Origin of the sequence: Sporosarcina sp. P33 (assembly GCF_002077155.1) — a bacterium.
Lineage (GTDB): Bacteria > Bacillota > Bacilli > Bacillales_A > Planococcaceae > Sporosarcina.
In genome coordinates, this window is sequence record NZ_CP015027.1 from 1,598,008 (window position 1) to 1,614,491 (window position 16,484).

General features: G+C 46.2%; 14 protein-coding genes and 1 riboswitch. Of the genes, 3 read left to right on the forward strand and 11 right to left on the reverse strand.

The genetic code is table 11. The annotated features are described in order from the left end of the window. Nucleotides 1–18: 18 nt before the first annotated feature. The 7 genes from SporoP33_RS08095 to SporoP33_RS08125 all read right to left on the reverse strand — a co-directional run bounded on the left by SporoP33_RS08095 (nucleotide 19) and on the right by SporoP33_RS08125 (nucleotide 7,010). Entirely contained in the window at nucleotides 19–2,466 is a 2,448-nt protein-coding gene (locus tag SporoP33_RS08095; RefSeq protein ID WP_081243235.1) for an ATP-dependent Clp protease ATP-binding subunit, read from the reverse strand. Nucleotides 2,467–2,650: 184 nt separating this feature from the next. After that, a complete protein-coding gene (locus SporoP33_RS08100) occupies nucleotides 2,651–3,739 on the reverse strand; it encodes a protein-arginine kinase McsB (RefSeq protein ID WP_081243236.1) in 1,089 nt (362 codons plus the stop codon). After that, complete coding sequence (locus tag SporoP33_RS08105) at nucleotides 3,729–4,280, reverse strand: UvrB/UvrC motif-containing protein (protein ID WP_081243237.1); 552 nt, start codon at nucleotides 4,278–4,280, stop codon at nucleotides 3,729–3,731. Before SporoP33_RS08105 ends, SporoP33_RS08100 begins: the two co-directional genes overlap by 11 nt. Before the next feature lie 11 nt (nucleotides 4,281–4,291). Beyond that, entirely contained in the window at nucleotides 4,292–4,762 is a 471-nt protein-coding gene (locus SporoP33_RS08110; RefSeq protein WP_081243238.1) for a CtsR family transcriptional regulator, read from the reverse strand. A gap of 317 nt (nucleotides 4,763–5,079) precedes the next feature. Next, nucleotides 5,080–6,081 (reverse strand): biotin synthase BioB, encoded by a 1,002-nt coding sequence (bioB, locus tag SporoP33_RS08115; protein WP_369821960.1) that lies wholly within the window; start codon nucleotides 6,079–6,081, stop codon nucleotides 5,080–5,082. Further along, on the reverse strand, nucleotides 6,081–6,680 hold the full coding sequence (locus SporoP33_RS08120; protein ID WP_081243239.1) for a biotin transporter BioY: 600 nt from the start codon (nucleotides 6,678–6,680) through the stop codon (nucleotides 6,081–6,083). Before SporoP33_RS08120 ends, bioB begins: the two co-directional genes overlap by 1 nt. Before the next feature lie 132 nt (nucleotides 6,681–6,812). After that, nucleotides 6,813–7,010, reverse strand: coding sequence for a hypothetical protein (locus tag SporoP33_RS08125; protein ID WP_081243240.1), 198 nt, complete (start codon nucleotides 7,008–7,010; stop codon nucleotides 6,813–6,815). 163 nt (nucleotides 7,011–7,173) lie between these two features. Then, a riboswitch (SAM riboswitch) is annotated at nucleotides 7,174–7,285 on the forward strand. Nucleotides 7,286–7,367: 82 nt separating this feature from the next. Between SporoP33_RS08125 and SporoP33_RS08130 the strand changes: the two genes are divergently transcribed. Further along, nucleotides 7,368–9,227: a bifunctional homocysteine S-methyltransferase/methylenetetrahydrofolate reductase gene (locus tag SporoP33_RS08130; RefSeq protein WP_081243241.1), complete on the forward strand. Its 1,860-nt coding sequence runs from the start codon at nucleotides 7,368–7,370 to the stop codon at nucleotides 9,225–9,227. After that, complete coding sequence (metH, locus tag SporoP33_RS08135) at nucleotides 9,208–12,648, forward strand: methionine synthase (protein ID WP_081243242.1); 3,441 nt, start codon at nucleotides 9,208–9,210, stop codon at nucleotides 12,646–12,648. Before SporoP33_RS08130 ends, metH begins: the two co-directional genes overlap by 20 nt. 287 nt (nucleotides 12,649–12,935) lie before the next feature. Here metH and SporoP33_RS16255 read toward each other — a convergent pair whose 3' ends face one another. Further along, the gene (locus SporoP33_RS16255) at nucleotides 12,936–13,325 is read right to left on the reverse strand and encodes a hypothetical protein (protein ID WP_081243243.1); all 390 of its coding nucleotides are present in this window, start codon (nucleotides 13,323–13,325) and stop codon (nucleotides 12,936–12,938) included. Nucleotides 13,326–13,464: 139 nt separating this feature from the next. Beyond that, entirely contained in the window at nucleotides 13,465–13,665 is a 201-nt protein-coding gene (locus SporoP33_RS08145) for a hypothetical protein (protein ID WP_081243244.1), read from the reverse strand. Nucleotides 13,666–13,837: 172 nt separating this feature from the next. Here SporoP33_RS08145 and SporoP33_RS08150 point away from each other — a divergent pair, with 172 nt between their 5' ends. Next, a complete protein-coding gene (locus SporoP33_RS08150) occupies nucleotides 13,838–14,239 on the forward strand; it encodes a thiol-disulfide oxidoreductase DCC family protein (protein ID WP_081243245.1) in 402 nt (133 codons plus the stop codon). Nucleotides 14,240–14,314: 75 nt separating this feature from the next. On the opposite strand, the gene SporoP33_RS08155 is transcribed toward SporoP33_RS08150, so the two are convergent. Together SporoP33_RS08155 and adh are read right to left on the reverse strand one after the other, a co-directional pair. Next, nucleotides 14,315–14,671, reverse strand: a complete 357-nt coding sequence (locus tag SporoP33_RS08155) for a DUF779 domain-containing protein (protein ID WP_081243246.1) — start codon at nucleotides 14,669–14,671, stop codon at nucleotides 14,315–14,317. Nucleotides 14,672–14,713: 42 nt separating this feature from the next. Then, entirely contained in the window at nucleotides 14,714–16,255 is a 1,542-nt protein-coding gene (gene adh / locus SporoP33_RS08160; RefSeq protein WP_081243247.1) for an aldehyde dehydrogenase, read from the reverse strand. Between the last annotated feature and the right edge of the window lie 229 nt (nucleotides 16,256–16,484).

Sequence of the window (16,484 nt, forward strand, 5' to 3'; positions counted from 1 at the left end):
ATCCTGACATTCATTTAATTATTTTTCTGCCAAAACCGTCTGCTTCTCCGTACGCACTATGAACTTTTCATCTTCTACGTCAATAATTACTTTTTCACCCATCAGAACTTTACCTTCCAGCAATTCTTCAGATAAACGATCTTCCACGTGTTTCTGTAATGCACGGCGCAGCGGACGGGCTCCATACTCTGGATCATATCCTTGATCAGTGATCTTATCTTTAGCAGCTTCTGTTAATACCAACTCGATGTCCTGCTCAACAAGACGCTTCGCAAGATCTTCACTCATCAAGCTGACAATTTCACGCAAGTGATCTTTCTCCAATGAATGGAAAACAATCATATCGTCCACACGATTCAAGAACTCAGGACGGAATGCTTTTTTCAATTCTGCAAGCATTTTTTCCTTCATGTCGTCGTAATCAGACTCGCCATCCTGGATATTAAAGCCGACATATCGGTTTTTCTTCAATTCAGTTGCTCCGACGTTGGAAGTCATGATAACTACTGTGTTACGGAAATCAACTGTACGGCCTTTTGAATCTGTTAAACGTCCGTCTTCCAATACTTGCAGCAGGATATTAAATACATCCGGATGCGCTTTTTCAATCTCATCAAGCAATACAACAGAGTAAGGCTTACGGCGAACTTTCTCTGTTAACTGGCCGCCCTCATCGTAGCCTACATAGCCTGGAGGTGATCCGACTAAACGGGATGTCGCATGTTTCTCCATATACTCTGACATGTCGATACGGATCATCGCGTCTTCATCGCCAAACATTACTTCCGCCAATGCACGGGCCAGCTCGGTTTTACCTACACCTGTAGGACCAAGGAAGATGAATGAGCCAATCGGACGTTTCGGATCTTTTAATCCGGCACGCGCACGGCGTATCGCTTTAGAGATCGCATTGACCGCTTCATTTTGCCCAATGACACGCTCATGCAGTATTTCTTCCATGTTCAGCAGTTTAACGGATTCTGTTTCTGCAATCTTGTCAACAGGAACTCCCGTCCACATCGCTACCACGGACGCAATGTCATTGACCGTTACTTCTGACTCTGTTTTTCCTTGTTTTTCTTTCCATGCCGCTTTCGTTTTTTCCAGTTCATCTTTCATTTTCTGCTCTTTATCCCGGTAGGAAGCAGCTTTTTCGAATTCCTGACTTTGAACGGCTGCATTTTTCTCCGAGCGGATTGCTTCAAGCTTCACTTCAAGCTCCTTCAGATTTGGAGGAGTTGTGTAAGAGCGCAAGCGAACTTTTGATCCCGCTTCATCAATTAAGTCTATCGCTTTATCCGGTAAGAAACGGTCTGAAATATAGCGGTCGGACAATTTCGCAGCCGCCTCGACAGCCTCATCCGTAATTTTCACGCGATGGTGCGCTTCATAACGATCACGAAGTCCTTTGATAATCTGAATGGTTTCTTCTACAGACGGCTCATCTACCTGAATCGGCTGAAAACGGCGTTCAAGCGCTGCGTCTTTTTCAATATATTTACGGTACTCATCAAGCGTTGTAGCGCCGATACATTGCAGTTCACCGCGAGCCAAGGATGGCTTTAAGATGTTCGATGCATCAATTGCACCTTCCGCTCCGCCAGCCCCGATTAATGTGTGCAGTTCATCGATGAACAAGATGATATTCCCCGCCTGACGAATCTCTTCCATCACTTTTTTCATACGGTCTTCAAATTCTCCGCGGTATTTCGTCCCCGCTACAACCGTACCCATATCCAGTGTCATTACACGCTTATCGCGCAGAATTTCTGGCACTTCATTATTGACAACTTGCTGTGCCAAGCCTTCTGCGATTGCCGTTTTACCGACACCCGGCTCACCAATCAGCACCGGATTATTCTTTGTACGGCGTGCCAGCACTTCAATCACCCGCGTAATTTCTTTGCTTCGTCCAATTACTGGATCCAGTGTTCCTTCACGTGCGATTTCAGTTAAATCACGCGCCAGGCTGTCAAGTGTCGGTGTCGCTGCGGATGCCGAGTTCGCCGGATTTCCGGCAGAGCTTTCGTCATTGCCAAGCAATTGAAGTACTTGCTGGCGGGCTTTGTTCAAGCTGACTCCGGCGTTATTAAGAACGCGCGCTGCCACGCCTTCTCCTTCACGGATCAGTGCCAGTAAAATATGCTCTGTGCCGATATAAGAATGGCCCAGCTTACGTGACTCATCGACAGACAGTTCGATGACACGTTTGGCCCGAGGTGTATAATGAACGATCGGACCGACATCTTTAGAGCCTACACCCACCAAAATTTCCACTTCACGTTCGATGGTATCCGCACTCACATTAATCGCTTCTAAAGCTTTTGCTGCAATGCCTCCGCCTTCTCGAATCAAGCCCAGCAGAATGTGTTCAGTACCGATAGATTCGTGCTTCAGACGAATGGCCTCTTCTTGAGCAAGCTGTAAAACTTTTTGTGCACGTTGTGTAAATCGATTAAACATCATATTCATTCCCCTCTTTCCTTTATCAGTAGATATATTCTATGTTATGCCAAGTAACGCATCATTGCCTTGTTTCATATCACTATATATATTCATGTCAGATTACGATACAACCTGATTGGCATATTGACTTTGACTATCTTTGATTAATTATAAATGTTTTCCGCACCTCTTGCAAAACCTTTGCTCACGAAAGTTCTTGATCCCCGTCCGGTTCAGCCGACCGTTCGATCTTCAGCCGGTCACGGAATAATTGCGCGCGGAGAATATCACGTTCATCCGATGTTAATTCTGTACCTGCATATTGCTGCAGATAGCCGGGCTGCATGAAAATCATCAATTCATTCAAAACACTCATGTCTATATTTTCTATGATATTTAAATCAATACCCAAACGGACGTCAGACAAACATTTTGCCGCTTCTGCCGATGGAAGGATGCGCGCATGGGTCAGCGTCCCCAATGACCGGAATAATCTGTTCTCCAAGTGAACTTCTGATTTGGCGAGTAATAGTTCACGCGATTTCCTCTCGTGGGCAATCAGGCGCGCCGAAATGCTCTTCAAATCTTTCAGGATCTCCTCTTCGGATTTACCAAGCGTTATTTGATTGGAAATCTGATAAATATTCCCGAGAGCCTCACTGCCTTCCCCGTAACTCCCGCGCACAACCATTCCAAGACGCGAGATGGCAGGGATAATCCGCTCAATCTGTTTCGTGATTGTCAGTGCAGGCAAATGCATCATGACCGAAGCACGCATTCCTGTTCCGGTATTAGACGGACAGCTTGTCAAATAACCAAATGTCTCATCGAATGCATAATCGATGTTTTTTTCCATCTCGCTGTCGACCCGGTCGGCAAGTTCGTACGCCTCATCAATTTGAAAGCCCGGGTAAATGCATTGAATGCGGATATGATCTTCTTCATTAACCATTATGCTGATCGTTTCATCTTCGGAAAGAAGAACAGAACCATGCTTTTCGGGATCAATCAACTGCGGGCTGACCAAGTGTTTCTCGACCAGTATTTGCCTCTGCAGCGGAGTCAAATCCACCATTGCTGTGCCCGTAAAGTGCTGATCCCGCATTTTACTGACCGCCTGATGTACCGCTTCATCCACTGCGGCGGCATCTTCTTGTGATGCGCAGACAGGGAACAGATGATCCTGAAGATTGCGTGCCAGCCTGATTCTCGTAGACAGAACAATATCTGCATGTTCTCCTTCGGCTACCATCCATCCCGTTAATTCCTGATTGATGAATTTCTCAAATGACATGCTGATCGTCACCCCCGTCGTCCAATTGCTGTTTCACCAGGTTTGCCTCATCCCGCAATGCCGCCGCTTCTTCAAAACGCTCTTCTTCCACGGCTTCTCGCATTTTCGTACGGATATCTTCGAGTTTTCTCTTTAAAGCAAAACGCTCATTCAGCGATACAGGGATCTTTCCTCCATGTTGTGTATGTCCATTATGCAGCTTGGCAAACACTCTCGGCAGCTGCTGACGGAAAGCATCGTAGCATGTCGCACAGCCGAACTTCCCTACATCGAGAAAACGATGGAAGGTCAGGCCGCAATTCGGACATTTAGGGCCATCCGGTAATTTTTCATCTGCCTTCTGTTCTGAAAACAGCTCTGATCCGCCAAGCCAATGTGCTAAAAACTGTTGAATCGATAAAGGTTCCTGGCCGGGGCTGAAAGAAAATGTTTGCGAATAAAATGCGCATTTATCACATAAATGCCGCTCTGTTATGCCGGTTGGCGTCTCTTGCTTAAACACGACAGTCGCAGGCCGTTCTTTACAATTTTCACAAAGCATGGTGATTCACCTCATTCTATCTCTTCATAAATTAATGTGATTAACATAGCGCGAAGGATACGCGAACGCAGTGCATCGCGTTCAGGCAGCATATAACGCAATGTGGAACGGCCGACAGCTGCGAGCATCAGCTTGGCTTCACGCTCTGTAATCACTTCTTCTTCTATTAAACGGATGATGACGTCTTCAGCCATGGTGGAGGAGGCTTCCGTCTCCAGGACTTCCAATGCCTGTTCAAGCAATTCTTTACGGGAGTTAGTCTGTACGCGGTATATCCGGATATAGCCGCCGCCTCCGCGCTTCGATTCCACCGCATAACCTCTTTCGACTGTAAAGCGGGTTTTGATTACGTAGTTAATCTGCGAAGGTACGCATTGGAACTTTTCAGCTATTTCATTTCGTTTAATTTCTATAGAAGCACTATCTTCCTTTTCGATAATGGACTTCAAATACCCTTCAATAATGTCAGAAATATTCCGCATCTCGTCACCTCGTTTCGCTCAATCTTCCAGTTGACTTTGACTATCTTTGACTTGATTGTATCGCAGAAAACGGGCTGGATGCAATTGATTTGTTTGTATGTATACCTCAAGAAGCTAAAAGTTAATCTGATGCTAGGTTGTCACTGTCGGCTGCTGATTATTCAATTTAACTCTAGACAAAATGCAAGAAGAGTACCGCAACGCCGCTGACAGGCATTCCAGTCAACAGCAGCTGCCGCAGCGGATGGAGTGCCCGCTCCCCCCTTCAGTCAAAAAAACTGTCACCGGAAGCTGATTCCGGGACAGTTCTTTTCGCGTTATATAGTTACGGGTTGTTGCCGCAATGGTTCCAAGTCTACTTCAAAGCCCATGTCTTCGAGCATTTTTCGATCCTGATCGTTTTCTTGGCCTGCTGTTGTCAGGTAGTCACCGATGAAGATGGAGTTGGCGGCGTAGAGGCCCAGCGGCTGGAGACTCCGCAAGTTTACTTCACGTCCGCCGGATAGGCGGATTTCTTTGCTAGGATTGATAAAGCGGAATAAGCAAAGGACTTTCAGGCAATAGCGCGGATCCAATTCAGATGTTCCTTCCAGCGGTGTCCCATCCACCGCGTGCAGAAAGTTTACAGGTATCGAATCGGCATCGAGCGCGCGAAGGCTGTGCGCCATGGATATCACATCCTGTTTTGTTTCACGCATACCGATAATTACGCCCGAACACGGAGAAATTCCTGCTTCTTTGGCATGTCCGACAGTATTTACGCGATCATCATATGTATGTGATGTCGTGATATTCTCATGATGTTCCGCGGACGTGTTTAAGTTGTGGTTATAGCGGTCAACTCCCGCTTCTTTCAGACGGACCGCCTGTTCAGGTTTTAAAATACCGAGACAAGCACAAACTGTCATCCCTTTGTGTTTTTCCTTGATCTGTCTGACGGAATCAATGACAATATCAAGTTCTTTTTCCCTCGGTCCGCGCCCGCTTGCCACGATACAATAGGTGCCCGCTTTATTGGCCGCGGCACGTTCTGCACCTTCAAGAATTTCTTCCGATTTCATCATGGCGTATTTCTCGACCGGCGCCTTAGAAACTATGGACTGCGCGCAGTAGCCGCAGTTCTCTGGACAAAGACCTGATTTCGTATTAATGATCATGTTTAACTTTACTTTGTTCCCAAAATAATGTGATCGAAGTGAGTAAGTCGCGTGCAGTAATAATAGCAGATCTTCGTCAGGGCTGTTTAATATTGCGAGCGCTTCCTCATCATTCAGCACGTGCCCCTCAAGAACTTTATTAGCCAATTGTTGATAATCCATTATAATGTACGCCTCACTTTCAAATGTTTTGAAATCCTGAATGCAAAGATACCTGCCAGCGCTGCCAGAAGAAGATCTTTCGGTAACGGCGGAACCATCCACAGCCAGGCTATTTTGTAGGTGAATACTTCCGGCGCAGCAGCCCACATTTTATAGGCCAAATACATCCAGTTCGTGCCCAGTATGTAATTGATTGCTGTTGCGACGTATGCTGCAATAATAAATGCAGGCAGTGAATGATTTTTCTCTACGATTTTTCCGGCTACATAGGCTATTAAAATGAACGTTACGATAAAACCAAATGTAGGACTCAAAATTTGGCCAAAGCCGCCCGAAAATTTAGCGAAAACCGGTGCGCCTGCCAGCCCGATTAACATATACACTGTCATGGACAGAGCGCCAAGACGGCTGCCTAGTAATAAACCTGACAGGATGGCAAAAAACGTCTGCAAAGTGATGGGGACGCCTCCGACCACCAAAAACGGTACGAATGAAGTGATGTTCGCTCCAATCATCATCAAAGCTGCAAACATCCCGCTGTATACAATCGTCAGTGCACTGAATTTGCTCACGGGACGTCTTTCTGTTGCTGTTGTCATTATGACACCTCTTTTTTCTTTTAGTTACTAGTAAAATGATAATGGTTAACTCAATTTGTGTCAATAACATATTTTTATAGGTTGACATAAAACAAAGCAAAAAAAAAGACCGCCAGCACAGCGCTGTCAGCCTTACTTTTTTTCGTCAATCTGTTCTTCTTTTTCTTTGCGGAATAAAATGGAGGAAAGCAGACCGCTGAATATAGCAGCTCCGATCGTAATGTACACCCGCATATCATAAGCAACTTCTTCGTAACTGTTGCCGAGCATAATCCAGGCAAGTGTGCCTACAAGAACAGCGATCGGAAAAGAGTATTTAAAAAACCGCATAATACCTCACCTTTTCAAGTTATTCTTTCAATTTTATCATATCTGCAGCAGTTTCTCTATGAAACGAACCATCTTTATGAACTTCACTAATCGTTCACTTGACGATGACCGACAAAGCCGCTATGATATGGTTAGAATTATCGAAATAATTTAATAAGATCGTATCTTATCAAGAGAAGCTGAGGGACTGGCCCGTCGACGCTTCAGCAACCAGCCATTTAGGCAAGGTGCTACTTCCAGCAGTATGTGATGTTGTCATACTGAAAAGATGAGAGGGAACTAGTCATTGAGATTACAAAGCCTTCTAATATACTTGAAGGCTTTTTTTAATTATAACGGTAAAGGGGAGACGGGATTATGTCATTGCTGGAGAAACTTCAAACAAATGTCCTCACTGCAGATGGGGCTATGGGAACCATTTTATATTCTTATGGAATTGATTATTGTTATGAAGAACTGAATATAGAAAAGCCTGAAATTATAGAAAAGATTCACCAGGATTATATTGAGGCAGGAGCAGATATCATTCAAACGAATACGTACAGTGCGAACGCTATTAAGCTGGCACGTTACGGGCTGGAGAACCGCGTAACAGATTACAATAAAGCCGCCATTCAAATTGCCAAGCGCGCAGCTGCACCAGGCGGACAGTTTGTTTTAGGGACAATCGGCGGTCTGCGCGGTATTCGCAAAAGCGATGCGACGTTAGACGAAATTAAGAAAGTCGTTCTTGAACAGGCAGATGCATTATTGACCGGTGATCCGGACGGTCTGCTGTTGGAGACGTACTATGATTTCGAGGAACTGTCTTCAGTTGTAACCACGTTGCGCGAGATTACAGATGTTCCATTGATTGCCCAAGTATCCATGCATGATCCCGGCGTTTTACAAAACGGACTTTCCTTGAATGATGCACTGCATCAGCTCGATTCACTCGGCGCTGAAATCGTAGGAGTCAACTGCCGCCTCGGTCCGTATCATACAATTCAGGCATTCGAAAACGTCACCTTGCCGGAAAAAGCATTTTTATCCGCTTATCCAAACGCCAGCCTGCTGGATGTTGAAGACGGGCGAATTGTGTATGAATCAGAAGCAGAGTATTTCGGCCGCGCCGCCGTGCTGCTGCGTGACCAGGGAGTTCGGCTGATCGGCGGATGCTGCGGTACAACGCCTAAACATATTAAAGCTGCCAAAACACGATTAGAAGGGCTGTCACCTGTTACTAAAAAAGTTGTACAGCCATCAAAACCGATTGTGATTCAGGAAGCCGGCCCTGTAAAGCATCAGCCGCTCCATGAAAAGGCTAAAACAGAACGGACAGTGATTGTGGAACTGGATACACCGCGCCATCTGGAGACTGAAGATTACATTAAAGGGGCGAACCTGCTGTATGATGCAGGCGTAGATGCAATTACGATGGCGGATAATTCACTGGCTTCCCCGCGGATCAGCAATATGGCGATGGGCTCTATTATAAAAATGCAGCATAATGTCCGTCCCCTTGTACACTTAACTTGCCGTGACCATAACTTAATCGGTCTGCAGTCACATTTAATGGGACTTGATGCTCTGGGCATACACGATATCCTGGCCGTTACAGGTGACCCGACAAAAGTTGGCGACTTCCCGGGCGCAACAAGCGTCTACGATGTATCAAGCATGGAATTGCTGCAGCTGATCAAGAAACTGAATGAAGGAATTTCATTCTCCGGTAAACCATTGCGGAAAAAAGCGAATTTCTCTATTTCAGCGGCCTTCAATCCGAACGTGCGCGTCGTTGAACGGGCCGTGCAGCGGCTGGAGAAGAAGATTGAAGCCGGTGCCGACTACTTCATTACGCAGCCAGTTTACACAAAAGAGAAAATCATCGAAGTATACGAGGCAACTAAACATTTGGATACACCAATATTCATTGGAATTATGCCATTGACGAATATACGGAATGCGGAATTCCTGCATCATGAAGTACCTGGAATTAAGCTGTCTGACGAAGTATTGGAAAGAATGCGCGAGTGCGGTGATGACCGGAAAAAAGCAACTGAAACAGGCATTGAAATTGCCAAGGAACTTATTGACACTGCGGCAAAGTATTTTAACGGCCTGTACCTCATCACCCCATTCCTGCGTTACGACATGACCTTAGAGCTGTATGAATATATTAAAGAAATAGATGAGAAGAAGGAGAGGGAATTAACACATGCAGAGACATCCTATTGAAGAACAACTAGAGAAACGAATCCTTATCATTGATGGCGCGATGGGAACCATGCTGCAAGCGGAAGACCTCTCGACGGAAGACTTCGGCGGAGAAGAATACGATGGATGCAACGAATACCTCAGTGTGCTGCGGCCCGACATTTTAGAAAGAATCCATGACGAGTACTTGGAAGCAGGCGCAGATATCATTTGCACCAATACTTTCGGCGGCACCCCGCTTGTATTAAACGAGTTCTCACTGGGGCACCGTGCAGATGAAATCAATGCAAAGTCGGTAGAAATCGCGAAAAAAAGTGCGGCAAAATACTCTACGCCGGAATGGCCGCGCTTCGTCGCAGGCGCAATCGGACCTACGACCAAGACACTTTCTGTCACCGGCGGCATTACGTTTGATGAGCTGTCCAATGATTTCTACGTACAGGCAAAAGCCCTTGTGGAGGCAGGAAGCGACCTGATCCTGATGGAAACGAGCCAGGATATGCTAAACGTCAAAGCCGGCACCATCGGAATTAAAAAAGCATTTGAAGAACTTGGACGCGAAATACCCATTATGATTTCAGGTACAATCGAGCCGATGGGTACAACGCTTGCGGGACAAAGTATCGAAGCATTCTATATTTCAATCGAACATACCAGCCCTCTTTCCGTCGGCCTGAACTGCGCAACAGGCCCTGAATTCATGACGGATCACTTGCGTTCATTATCTGAATTGGCAACGAGCTATGTCACGTGCTACCCAAACGCCGGATTGCCCGACGAGGAAGGTCATTATCATGAATCGCCCGAGTCATTATCGAAAAAGCTGGAAGGCTTCGCTGAGAAAGGCTGGCTGAATATGGTCGGCGGATGCTGCGGCACAACACCTGACCATATACGCGCAATACGGGAAGCAGTGAAAGATAAAGCTCCCCGTCAAATGCCCGAGTCTCCTCAAGGACACGCAGTTTCAGGTATTGAGCCCCTGTTATACGATGATACATTGCGTCCGCTGCTGATCGGCGAACGCACAAACGTGATTGGCTCCCGTAAGTTTAAACAATTAATTGTGGAAGAAAAGTTTGAGGAAGCTTCTGAAATCGCACGCGCACAAGTGAAGCGCGGAGCCCATGTTCTTGATATCTGTCTTGCAAATCCAGATCGTGATGAGTTACTCGACATGACACGCTTTATGAAGGAAGTCGTGAAAAAAGTCAAAGTTCCGCTCGTCATCGACTCTACAGATGAAAATGTTATTGCAGAAGCATTGAAATTTTCTCAAGGTAAAGCAATCATTAACTCTATTAACCTGGAAGACGGTGAAGAGCGCTTCGACGCGGTTCTTCCATTGGTGAAGAAATATGGAGCCGCAGTTGTCGTCGGGACAATCGATGAAACTGGAATGGCGGTCACAAGAGAGCGTAAATTGGAAGTCGCGCTGCGATCCTATGACCTGTTAGTCAATAAATGGGGGATCCGCCCCGAGGATATTATTTTCGATCCGCTGGTCTTCCCTGTCGGCACAGGAGATGAGCAGTATATTGGCTCGGCTGTAGAAACAATTGAAGGAATTCGCATGATCAAAGAAAAACTTCCACGCACTCTTACGACCCTGGGCGTCAGTAACGTGTCATTCGGATTGCCGCCGGTTGGCCGTGAAGTGCTGAACGCAGTATATTTATATCACTGTACACAAGCAGGCTTGGATTATGCGATTGTTAATACAGAGAAGCTGGAGCGTTACGCCTCCATTCCAGAGGATGAAATCAAGCTGGCGAACGACTTGCTGTTTACAACAACTGATGAGACGCTTGCGGATTTCACAGCTTTCTACAGAGGAAAGAAAAAAGAAAAGACGGAAAATGACATACCAAAAACCGTATCTGAACGCTTGGCTTACTATGTAGTGGAAGGCACGAAAGAAGGTCTGATTCCTGACTTGGATGCCGCTTTACAAACGTACGATGCACCGCTTGATATTATTAATGGACCTTTAATGAAAGGAATGGCGGAAGTCGGAAGGCTGTTTAACGACAACCAGCTCATCGTAGCGGAAGTTCTGCAAAGCGCAGAAGTTATGAAAGCGTCTGTTTCATATCTGGAGCAGTTTATGGATAAGAAAGAAGACGACAGCGGAAAAGGCAAGATCGTACTGGCCACGGTAAAAGGCGATGTGCATGATATCGGGAAAAACCTGGTGGAAATTATTTTAAGTAATAATGGATTCAAAGTAATCGATATCGGAATCAAAGTGACACCTGCCGCTTTAATCGAAGTAATTCGGGAAGAAAAGCCCGACATTGTCGGTTTATCCGGCCTGCTCGTTAAGTCCGCGCAGCAAATGGTCTTGACCGCACAGGACTTCAAAGCGGCTGGCATCGATACACCTGTAATGGTCGGCGGAGCGGCACTGACAAGACGTTTTACTGAAACTAAAATTGCTCCTGAATATGACGGTCCCGTTATTTTTGCGAAAGATGCGATGCAGGGCCTTGATTTGGCAAACCGGCTGCAAAGTGAAGGCAAAGAAGCATTACTTGTAGAGCTTGCTGAAAGCATTGAAAAGCGGGAAACTAATGACGCGATTAAAGCAAGCCGCGGCGCTACTGCAGTCGCAGTCAAGCCGCGTCCTGTGAAAACTGTACGTTCTGACGTTCCAGTGTTCACGCCGACAGATTTGCGCCGGCGTGTAGTAAAAGATTATTCCGTTGCCCATTTACACCCTTATGTTAATATGCGCACATTGATTGGCCATCACCTCGGATTACGGGGAAATGTCGCCAAGATGCTTGAAAATAAAGATGAGCGGGCTGTGCAACTTCATGAAATGGTCACAGAGTTCCTGCAATCAGATAAAATGACCGCTTCCGGTATTTATCAGTTCTTCCCTGCCCAGGCAGACGGCGATGACGTGATCATTTACGACCCTGAAGATTCCAAAACGGAAATCGAGCGATTCACGTTCCCGCGCCAGGACAAAGAGCCATTCCTTTGCTTGGCTGATTACTTGAAAACGGTGGACAGCGGCGAGATGGATTACGTTGCTTTCATGCAAGTAACTGCCGGCAAGGGAGTTCGTGATTACGCAAATAAACTGAAGGAAGAAGGGAAATTCCTTGAAAGCCATGCATTCCAGGCGACTGCTTTAGAACTGGCTGAAGGATTTGCCGAACGGATTCACCAGGAAATTCGAGATCAGTGGGGTTTCCCTGACCCGACAGACTTCACCATGCGCGAACGTTTCGCAGCCAAATACCAGGGGCAGCGATTCTCTTTCGGCTATCCGGCTTGTCCGAATCTGGAAGACCAGGCGAAACTCTTCAAACTCATCAAACCAGAAGATCACGGCGTCATCCTGACCGAAGAATTCATGATGGAACCAGAAGCATCCGTATCCGCCATCGTCTTCGCACACCCCGACGCACGATACTTCAACGTGGAATAACAAAAGCGGAAAACGCCGGATAGACTCGACAGGCGTTGGAAGAACTGACAGAAAGGCGCTCTTTGCCTTTTTGACAGGTCTGAAACGTCCCGAGAGTCTGGCGTTTGGATCTGGATGAGAACAAAAGCGGAAAACGCCGGGCAGACTCGACAGGCGTTGGAAGAACTGACAGAAAGGCGCTCTTTGCCTTTTTGACAGGTCTGAAACGTCCCGAGAGTCCGGACACATAAAGAACTCCGCTATCTCTGACAAACCGGAGATAGCGGAGTTTTTATTCTACAAACTGATTAGCGGCATCTTCTGCGACGGTGACAACCTCCGCCGCCCCACATGCCTCCTTGACCCGGTCCAAAGCCTGGCCCAAAACCTGGTCCCATGCCTCCGAATCCCGGTCCTCTGCCCGGCATAATAGTAGAGCCCATTACATCTTCAGTTGTCTCTGTATAGTAGTGCTGTGGTACCCCCACAACGTGATGACGATTTACGTTCACGATTGGGTGAATAAAAGGCATTTCTTGTTTAGTATAGCAGTCATTAAAACGATACTGCGTCGGACAAACAACCGGTTGAAAACCCGGATGCTGCTGTCCGCCCGGCATTCCCGGCTGACCAGGCATACCAGGTTGGCCATGCCATCCGTGCTGATGTCCATACATTCCACAATGTCCTTGATTCATTTCTCCACCTCCTTATACCCTATTACATGCAAGCCGGCTAAGTTGTTACGGGCTTGCGCCACAGTACAATCAAAAATAAAAAAGCAGCGCCTCTTATCCGCAACAGATAAGAGTCACTGCTATATTTATAATATAAGATTCACAACTCACAGCTTCTGGGTTTTCCAGGCTTTTCATATCCATGACTGTTCTCAATTTCCTCAAGCTTTTTCACTACAATTTCACACTCGTTTAATGCATTGCGGACCGGTGCACCTTCGCCTACCATATTCAGAGAGCGTAAAAAGTCTGGATCTTTGCGCAGCTCCAACTCCGCTGGATCAATAAACGTACGTTCCATCTTTCTCACCCCTTCTATCAGATATGATACACAAGACCAAACACGCCTATTCACCTTCTATTATACACTAGTTCACCGATCATTCAAATTATTCAGTTTATTATAAGCGAGTGAAACCGCCGACAATTGGGTATAGTACGATATACCAATATTTCCGAAGGAGCGAATTTGAATGAAACGAAATAGAATCATATTATTTGACGGCGAATGTAATTTTTGCGATGCGAGCGTACAGTTTATCATTAAGCGCGACCCTTACAGGCATTTTTCATTCGCGTCCTTACAGGATGATGTGGGAAAAGAACTTCGGCAAAAATATCAAATTGCGGATGATGTGGATAGTTTAGTGCTGATTGAAAACGGCAAAGCCTATACGAAATCCGGCGCCGCTTTACGAATTGCAAAAAAACTGGACGGATTATGGCATCTTGCCTTTTTATTCATCATCATCCCGCCGGCCATCCGGGACCGGGTATATGACTTTATTGCAGCAAACCGTTATAAATGGTTCGGTAAAAAAGAGTTATCATGTATGCTGCCGACACCCGAAGAACGTCAACGTTTTATAGCATAAAAAAACTGAAAACGCACCCGCATTTTCTCCGGGACGTTTTCAGTCTGAGCCTTCCCAAACCCGGGAAGGCTTTTTTTATGAGGATAATTCTTTGTATTCCTCATCCGTAAATGCACGGGATCTGGTTAGGAATCGTTTTCCTTCCACACCTTCGAGCGAAAACATCCCGCCGCGTCCGTCGACTACGTCAATAATCAGCTGTGTATGTTTCCAGTATTCAAACTGGCTTTTCATCATATAGAACGGCATGCCGCCAATATGACCGAGCAGTATATCCTGATTGCCTACGATTAAATCCCCGTCTTCGTAACACATCGGGGATGACCCGTCACAGCAGCCGCCAGACTGATGAAACATCAAAGGACCGTGCTTTTCCTTCAACAGTTCTATTAAATCCAATGCTTCTTTTGTTGCGATTACGCGATCCGGCATATGAATTCCTCCATTCACTTCGGATCTTCCAGACAGATTCGATTAAAAGAATCCTTGTTTGCTTTCATCATAACTTACCAGCATGTTTTTCGTCTGCTGGTAATGTGCAAGCATCTGCAAGTGGTTTTCACGGCCGATGCCTGAAGCTTTGTAGCCTCCGAATGCAGCATGCGCAGGATATGCATGATAGCAGTTTGTCCATACGCGCCCTGCCTGGATGCCGCGCCCGAAGCGGTACGCCGTATTCATATCACGCGTCCATACACCTGAACCCAGTCCATATAATGTGTCGTTCGCGATTTCCAGCGCTTCTTCTTTATCTTTGAATGTCGTAACTGCCACCACAGGACCAAAGATCTCCTCCTGGAAGATACGCATTTTATTATGTCCTTTAAATACCGTCGGCTTCACGTAGTAACCGTCTGCGAGATCGCCTTCCAGTTTGTTCTGCTCTCCGCCCGTCAGACATTCTGCGCCTTCTTGTTTTCCGATATCTAAGTAGGAAAGAATTTTCTCCAATTGTTCAGTAGACGCCTGCGCACCCATCATGACCGTTGGATCCAGTGGATTTCCTGTCTTGATTGCTTTAACACGCTCAAGTGCACGTTCCATGAACTTATCGTAAATGGATTCCTGAATCAGTGCTCGCGATGGACATGTACAGACTTCCCCCTGGTTCAAGGCAAACATAACAAAACCTTCAACTGCTTTATCGAGGAATGCATCATCTTCCGCCATCACGTCTTCAAAGAAAATATTCGGGGATTTCCCGCCGAGCTCCAATGTAACCGGAATTAAGTTTTGAGAAGCGTATTGCATGATCAGACGGCCTGTTGTTGTCTCCCCTGTGAAGGCAACTTTATTGATGCGCGGATTGGACGCCAGCGGCTTTCCTGCTTCTAGTCCAAAACCGTTGACAACATTCAGAACACCTGCCGGCAGTAAGTCTTCAATTAACTCCACCAGCACCAAAATAGATGCAGGCGTTTGTTCAGCCGGTTTTAATACGATACAGTTGCCTGCCGCCAGCGCCGGAGCAAGCTTCCATACTGCCATCAGAATCGGGAAGTTCCAAGGGATAATCTGCCCCACGACTCCCAGCGGCTCATGGAAATGGTAGGCTACAGTGTCATTATCGATTTGACTGACTCCGCCTTCTTGCGCACGGATAGCCGAAGCAAAGTATCTAAAATGATCTATTGCAAGCGGAAGATCCGCATTTAACGTTTCACGTACAGCTTTTCCGTTATCCCATGTTTCAGCTACGGCAAGCATTTCAAGATTCTCTTCCATGCGATCCGCGATCTTCAGCAAAATATTCGAACGTTCAGTGACTGATGTCTTTCCCCATGCATCTTTTGCTGCGTGGGCTGCATCCAAAGCCAGTTCAATATCTTCTTCTGTCGATCTAGCAACCTGGGTAAATACCTTACCTGTAACTGGCGTTGAATTATCAAAATACTGGCCTTTTACAGGCGCCGTCCACTTACCGCCGATAAAGTTTTCATAGCGCTCTTTGAACTGAACCTTTGAACCTTCTGTATTTGGGTTTGCATAAACCTGACTTTCTGAAGCTTGTACCATACTGCGTCACACTCCCTGTTCTCTCATTTTTTCTTCTATTTCAGTGCAATCGTTTTTGCACACAGAGATACTATACGAATCTCTAACCGGCTTTATGCAAATTGAATGCGCTTACATAGATTACCTTTAATTCTATCGGAATATTACCGTTTTATCAACTAATAGCTTTTAAATGCAAATAATCGGGGGAAGCGTCACCATTTGCATAAGGAGATTTAAATCACTGCCT

Coding starts and splice junctions, on each gene's coding strand:
- adh (WP_081243247.1), bottom strand. CDS start 16,255: ATGGTACAAGCTTCAGAAAGTCAGGTTTATGCAAACCCAAATACAGAA.
- SporoP33_RS08150 (WP_081243245.1), top strand. CDS start 13,838: ATGAAACGAAATAGAATCATATTATTTGACGGCGAATGTAATTTTTGC.
- bioB (WP_369821960.1), bottom strand. CDS start 6,081: ATGGATTATCAACAATTGGCTAATAAAGTTCTTGAGGGGCACGTGCTG.
- SporoP33_RS16255 (WP_081243243.1), bottom strand. CDS start 13,325: ATGAATCAAGGACATTGTGGAATGTATGGACATCAGCACGGATGGCAT.
- SporoP33_RS08130 (WP_081243241.1), top strand. CDS start 7,368: ATGTCATTGCTGGAGAAACTTCAAACAAATGTCCTCACTGCAGATGGG.
- SporoP33_RS08095 (WP_081243235.1), bottom strand. CDS start 2,466: ATGATGTTTAATCGATTTACACAACGTGCACAAAAAGTTTTACAGCTT.
- SporoP33_RS08125 (WP_081243240.1), bottom strand. CDS start 7,010: ATGCGGTTTTTTAAATACTCTTTTCCGATCGCTGTTCTTGTAGGCACA.
- SporoP33_RS08155 (WP_081243246.1), bottom strand. CDS start 14,671: ATGCCGGATCGCGTAATCGCAACAAAAGAAGCATTGGATTTAATAGAA.
- SporoP33_RS08145 (WP_081243244.1), bottom strand. CDS start 13,665: ATGGAACGTACGTTTATTGATCCAGCGGAGTTGGAGCTGCGCAAAGAT.
- SporoP33_RS08100 (WP_081243236.1), bottom strand. CDS start 3,739: ATGTCATTTGAGAAATTCATCAATCAGGAATTAACGGGATGGATGGTA.
- metH (WP_081243242.1), top strand. CDS start 9,208: ATGCAGAGACATCCTATTGAAGAACAACTAGAGAAACGAATCCTTATC.
- SporoP33_RS08110 (WP_081243238.1), bottom strand. CDS start 4,762: ATGCGGAATATTTCTGACATTATTGAAGGGTATTTGAAGTCCATTATC.
- SporoP33_RS08105 (WP_081243237.1), bottom strand. CDS start 4,280: ATGCTTTGTGAAAATTGTAAAGAACGGCCTGCGACTGTCGTGTTTAAG.
- SporoP33_RS08120 (WP_081243239.1), bottom strand. CDS start 6,680: ATGACAACAGCAACAGAAAGACGTCCCGTGAGCAAATTCAGTGCACTG.